Genomic DNA, 4,103 nt, shown 5'->3' with positions numbered 1-4,103 from the left:
ATTAAGAAAATTAGTAGTTATAAAGTTTTTTAAAATATTGTGAGGATGTGACGCAAAATTTTTAATCGAATTTTGTGTTTCTAATTTTTTTTATATATTTTCTTATTTTTAGTTGTTTTTCTTGTTTATTTCATTGTATATTCTTTTTAGGTTATGTCCGATTGTATATAGTTTGAATTCGGTGTTTGTATTTTTTATTCCGGTTGTGGTGAATTCTTGGAGTTTCATGTTTTGTTTTATGTGTGCAAATGGTAGTTCTGCTGTTTTTGATCGTTTTTTGTAGATTTTTTGTGCCCAGTCTGTTTCCATTTTCCGTTGCATTCTAATCTTGGAAGGGTTTCCATAGTCTTGGATTGTTCTGTAGTTCTTTTTATTGCAGCATATTTCTTTCATAATGCAGTTTTTGCATTCGTTTGTCCAATATGTTATTCTTTGTTTGTTTTTATATTCGTATGTTCGTCTTCGATATAATATTTCTCCTAAAGGACAGATATAGGTTTCAATTTCTGCATCGTAGTCGAAATTATCTTTTTGAAATGGTTTTTCCCATAGATTGTACTTTTTTTCTTTTCTTGAGAGTTTTCTAGTGGATATGTATCCATCTAGGCCTTTTTCTTCGAGATATGTTGTGTTTTCATCTGTGGAATATCCATTATCTGCACTGAATTGGAAATTAGAAGGCATTTCATCGTATATTTCTTTTAAATTGGATTTTAATTGTTCTATTGATGGAATTAGTTCGAAATGGTCTGTTGGATTTTGTGTGACGTATGATGTGAGTATTATTCCTTTGTATTCGTCTACAATGATTTGTGCATTGTAATCCCATTCCCAAGCGTGCATCAGGGTCATTTATGCTGATTACGTCTTTTGGTGATTCTTTTACTTTTTCTTCGAGTTCATTGAGTTTTTTTAAAACATCTTCAGGATTTTCTTTTGCTTGTTTTAAAAGATTTAAACTTGAAGAACGAAGTTTATCTTTGTTTCTATCATTTTTAGATGATTTTTCTATTTCTTTTACTGTTTCTTTGAATTTTTCTTTATCTGTTAATGATTCTGGAACGCTGTTTCCAGATTCATCTCCCAATTCTTCATCTTCTTGTTGATCTAATTCAATACTTTTTTCAAGATGTTCTTTCATGATTTTGATTTGGTTTTCATCAGTTAATTTGTTAATTGATGTTTTTGCTTTGATTTTAGTTCCGTCCAAGCTCAGATGATGGATTTTGATTAAATCATTGTCTTTTGCAATTTTAATGGTTGTTTTGAATGCTTCGTCGATTAAATCTGAGTATTCGACTTTAAATCTTGCTATTGTTCGATATGATGGTTTTTCCATCGCTGCAAGATACATATATGCAATGTCAGTACGTGTTTTTCTCTCAATTTCTCTTGAAGACAATCCGCCATCGAAAACGCTCATTAAAATAAGTCTGAGCAATAATTCACGAGGATAAGCAAATTCACCAGGCTTTCCACGAAATTCCTGGTTCACTTTCGAACAATCAACTAAATCAACCACATTTTTAATAAAATAGCAAGGATGATCTTCAGGAATCAAATTTCGCAAGTCCATAGGGACCAACATAGTCTGATTAATATTATCATCTTTCAAAACCATAAATAAAACAACCACAAAGATTAATCTCTATAATAAAAGATTGTACTTCATAGTATATAAAATTAAAGAAAAAATAAACAAAATAAAATTAAAAAAATAGTGACTTCGTGTCACATCCTCTTTATAAGTTTGACACCGCAGTCTTCGCAAAATTTGCTGTTTTCGTTGTATTGTCTTCCGCATTTTGGACATATCATATAAATCACTATTTATAATTATTATAATAAGTTATAAATAAGTTGTTTCTAATGTATGTTGAAACAGAAGCTGTTTGATTAAAATTTCGATGCTTTAATTGCATGTCGGCAGGAAAATTAACTGGTTTTGAATTGTATTTGGGGGATTTTTCAGATGCTGAATTAAAGATTAAATATTGTTTTTTAAAAGTTATATGGGGATTTGGGAACAGAAAATCTTATTGTCAATTAAATTTGACATGAAAAGGTATTATTTGGATTGTGCTCAAAAATGGAGCAATATTTGGTTTATTGGAACAATATCCTTTATTTTTTTAATTAAAACAATTTTCATTCTTTTTTGATATTTCTAAAAAATATTCACCTTTTATATTCTTATCAAAACACATTTATTCTATTTTGGATATAAATATATATCAATTAATATCTTTTGGGGGGAAAAATTTTGCAAAATAAAAATATATTTGTACTGACAATAGTTCTTGCGGGTCTGCTGGTGCTTTCAGCAGTTAGCGCAAATGAGAATATTGATGATCAGATTGGCATTTCTGATGTGAATCAAACGATTTCACAATCAATGGATTCCGATGGAAATGCTTATCAAAAGGAATATGGCGGAAAAATAAACTTTGTTGAGGATGTTGATTTGAATACTAGTTGTCTTCAGTCTTCAGCTGATGAAGATGATAATATTTTAACCGGCAATACTTTTGATTTTAATGTCGCAAATCCGACTTTTAAGTTTATTTCAATTGAAAGCGATTCCAACGGTTACAGCTATAATTTTAATACTTCCGTTAAGGATTCAGGAAAATATAATGTAAAATATGTTTTAACTATGGTTGACGGCAATAAGGTTGTTTTAAATAATTTGACTGGTGATGTTGTCAGTTATACTTTAGCAAAACCCTTGAAAAATCTGGATGCAACTGTCGAAGGATATAAAATTAAATTTGAATATCCTCTTAAGGCATTGAAATTGATGGTGGATTATGCTTCTTCAGGAGATTATATAACATTGTCTCATGATTATTCCTGGGTTGATGGTATAGATATTTGCAGTGCTGGAGGGTATTTCTTCAGTTTTGAGAATAAAATTATAGATGGGAACGGATATACAATTAACGGATTGTCCGAAACTACTTTTAAAAGGAAGTTTGAACCGGTACCTGCTGTTAATCCCCATGATTGGAACTTATTTGGTTTGGAGGATAATGCAATTTTAATAAGCCCACTTTCATTGTCAAAATGCAGAACGCTTGAAGATGTTGTTACTTATGTGTATCAGGCATTAATGCTGCATTAATCAATGTGAATATAACAAATGCCGTAAATACTGCATATTCTTATGAAACTGAGAGGGGATATGGAGGTGCTGTTATTTGGGATGGTGATAATGGTTTAATCGATAAATGTAATATTGTTAACTGTCATGGGGGGCAATATGGAACTGTAACTGTTTTGTCAGATAATGTTATTATGAATAATTCAGTAATAGATAATGCAAGCGTATCCAACTGGATTGATGGGTCTATCGGTGCAACTGCTATTCGATGGGACGGTAATAATGGAACTCTTATAAATACTATCGTTAAAAACTCAAGGCGAACTGATGTTTTGCCTAATAATCAATACCAAGGCACAGTCACTTTTACAAAAAAACCTAATCTGCTTGAAAATATAATTATCACCAATTCGTCAACAGGATTGGATTTGATGGTTTTGGGAATGCCTGTTGAAGATTATATGGGAAGCAATGTACAGTTTGAATCAGATTTCATAAAACTCACTCCCGAAACAATTACTTTAGACAATAAAATTTTCACAGTAAGGTCTGTTCGCTCCGGAACAGTGACCTATACAATTGACGACAAATTTACAAAAACAGTTTCGGTTGATAAAAATGGACAATTCACATTGGATTACAACTTTAAACCTTCACAAAACTATTTAATCAAGGTAACTTACAATGAAAATAGGTATTACAATTCTTATACCAAATATTTCGGATATAACATTGGAGATTCAGTGTCTTTTGCATCATTTACCGATTTAAATGATTTAATTTTATCTTCATCCAGCTCAATAATTAATCTTGAGAAAAATTATGTTTTTGATGCAAATAGAGATTCAGATTTGACTGATGGAATAATCATATCAAAGGATATCACAATTAACGGTAACAATCATTATATTGATGCAGACTATAATCCTGTCAGAATTTTCACAACAAATGCCAATGTTGTTTTGAATAATCTGACTTTTAAAAATTCCCGTCTTGACAG

4 protein-coding genes are annotated in these 4,103 nt (G+C 30.6%); 2 read left to right on the top strand and 2 right to left on the bottom strand.

Annotated elements, in window-relative coordinates:
- Positions 1-108 precede the first annotated feature (108 nt).
- Both QZ143_RS09775 and QZ143_RS09770 read right to left on the bottom strand, forming a co-directional pair.
- The gene (locus QZ143_RS09775; RefSeq protein WP_292883728.1) at positions 109-684 is read right to left on the bottom strand and encodes a transposase; all 576 of its coding nucleotides are present in this window, start codon (positions 682-684) and stop codon (positions 109-111) included.
- Position 685: 1 nt separating this feature from the next.
- The gene (locus QZ143_RS09770; RefSeq protein ID WP_292883726.1) at positions 686-1,621 is read right to left on the bottom strand and encodes a transposase; all 936 of its coding nucleotides are present in this window, start codon (positions 1,619-1,621) and stop codon (positions 686-688) included.
- Between the two features lie 642 nt (positions 1,622-2,263).
- On the opposite strand from QZ143_RS09770, the gene QZ143_RS09765 reads away from it, so the two are divergent.
- The gene (locus tag QZ143_RS09765; protein ID WP_292883724.1) at positions 2,264-3,124 is read left to right on the top strand and encodes a hypothetical protein; all 861 of its coding nucleotides are present in this window, start codon (positions 2,264-2,266) and stop codon (positions 3,122-3,124) included.
- 5 nt (positions 3,125-3,129) lie between these two features.
- A partial coding sequence (locus tag QZ143_RS09760) for a hypothetical protein (protein WP_292883722.1) occupies positions 3,130-4,103 on the top strand: 974 nt, incomplete at its 3' end.

The organism is Methanobrevibacter sp. UBA188 (assembly GCF_905234905.1).
Classification (GTDB): Archaea; Methanobacteriota; Methanobacteria; order Methanobacteriales; family Methanobacteriaceae; genus Methanocatella.
Note: the sequence above shows the minus strand (reverse complement) of the source record. Positions and strands in the feature narration are given on the sequence as shown.